General features: G+C 62.8%; 1 protein-coding gene. It reads right to left on the minus strand.

What is annotated here, in order from left to right; genetic code table 11:
- Positions 1–50 precede the first annotated feature (50 nt).
- The gene (locus E5W87_RS35195; RefSeq protein ID WP_292408503.1) at positions 51–1,547 is read right to left on the minus strand and encodes an FAD-linked oxidase C-terminal domain-containing protein; all 1,497 of its coding nucleotides are present in this window, start codon (positions 1,545–1,547) and stop codon (positions 51–53) included.
- Between the last annotated feature and the right edge of the window lie 331 nt (positions 1,548–1,878).

The raw sequence follows: 1,878 nt of genomic DNA on the forward strand, positions 1-1,878 counted from the left end.
GGAGATGTCCGGCAGGACAGAGGGGGGTGTTCATGCGCCAACGTACCCACTCAAAACCTCGGAATGTCCGGAAACGCCGTCTGGCCGCGATGCACGTGCATGCGTCCGAGCTCGGCGCAGCGGCGCAACTGCGGAAACACCTTGCCCGGATTGAGCAGATGGTTGGGATCGAAAGCGCATTTGACCCGCATCTGCTGGTCGAGGTCGATCTGGTTGAACATTTCCGGCATCAGGTCGCGCTTCTCGACGCCGACGCCGTGCTCGCCGGTCAGCACGCCGCCAACCTTGACGCAGAGCCGCAGGATGTCGGCGCCGAAACTCTCAGCCTTGTCGAGCTCGCCCGGCACGTTGGCGTCATAGAGGATCAGCGGATGCAGATTGCCGTCACCGGCATGGAAGACATTTGCGACGCCGAGCCCGTACTTTTCTGAGAGTTCGCGCATGCCGTGCAACACGCGCGGCAGTTCCTTGCGCGGGATGGTGCCGTCCATGCAATAATAGTCGGGCGAGATGCGGCCGACCGCCGGGAAGGCCGCCTTGCGGCCGGCCCAGAAGCTCAGCCGTTCCTGCTCCGACTGCGAAATGCGGCATGTGGTCGAGCCGTTCCTATAGGCGATGGCTTCGACAAGGCCGATCAGGTGATCGACCTCGACGCTGGGCCCGTCGAGTTCGACGATCAGCAGCGCCTCGACATCCAAGGGATAGCCGGCATGGACGAAATCCTCGGCCGCGTGGATCGCCGGGCGGTCCATCATCTCCATCCCGCCTGGGATGATGCCGGCGCCGATGATGTCGGCGACGCATTGGCCGCCCTCCTCGCTGGTCGGAAAGCCGATCAGAAGTGCGCGCGCCGTCTCCGGCTTCTTCAGGATGCGCACGGTGACCTCGGTGACGACGCCCAGCAGCCCTTCGGAACCGGTCATCACGCCGAGCAGGTCGTAGCCTTCCGCATCGAGATGCTTGCCGCCGAGCCGCACCACCTCGCCGTTCATCAGCACCATCTCGATGCCGAGCACATTGTTGGCGGTAAGGCCGTATTTCAGGCAATGCACGCCGCCGGAATTTTCCGCGACATTGCCGCCGATCGAGCAGGCGATCTGGGAGGATGGATCGGGGGCGTAGTAAAAACCCTCCTGCTCGACGGCGGTGGTGATGCCGAGATTGGTGACGCCCGGCTGAGCGACGACGATGCGGTTGGGAAAATCGATCTCGAGAATGCGGTTGAAGCGGCTCATGACCAGAAGCACCGCGTCTTCGAGCGGCAACGCCCCGCCGGACAAAGATGTGCCGGAACCGCGCGGCACGACGCGGATGTTGCGGTCGTTGCAGTATTTCAGCACGCGGGAAACCTGCGCTACCGTTTCGGGCAGCACCACGACCAGCGGCAATTGCCGATAGGCGGTAAGGCCGTCGCTTTCGAAGGCGCGCATTGAAGTGGCAGCGTCGACGACGCCTTCGCCGGGCACGATGATGCGCATATCGGCGACGATCTCGTCGCGCCGGCGCATCGTGGCGTCGTCTGGCTTCGGCATCAGCAGGCCGGACATCAACAGCCTCCTTCGTTTGACTGGTAAAAATGTTTTACCAGCGGCAGGTGCGTGTTGCAAATCCTGCTTTGGCCGAAATCGGAAGCCAACGCCGGGACCGGCTTCCACGGCGGCAATCTGCCGCTGGCTTTTCTCTCCCCTCGAGGGAGAGATGGCCGCGAAGCTGTCAGAGGGAGTCCTGGCGCGTAAAGTGCCAACGTCATTCTTGTCGGTAGAGCGTTGGCGCTCCACGCGAGTCGACTCCCCTCTGTCGCCTTCGACGACATCTCCCCCTCAAGGGCAGGGGAATCGCATATGGCGATTTTGGGGTTGAGTTTAGGCTGAGAAAGGA

Origin of the sequence: Mesorhizobium sp. (assembly GCF_004962925.1) — a bacterium.
Classification (GTDB): Bacteria; Pseudomonadota; Alphaproteobacteria; order Rhizobiales; family Rhizobiaceae; genus Mesorhizobium.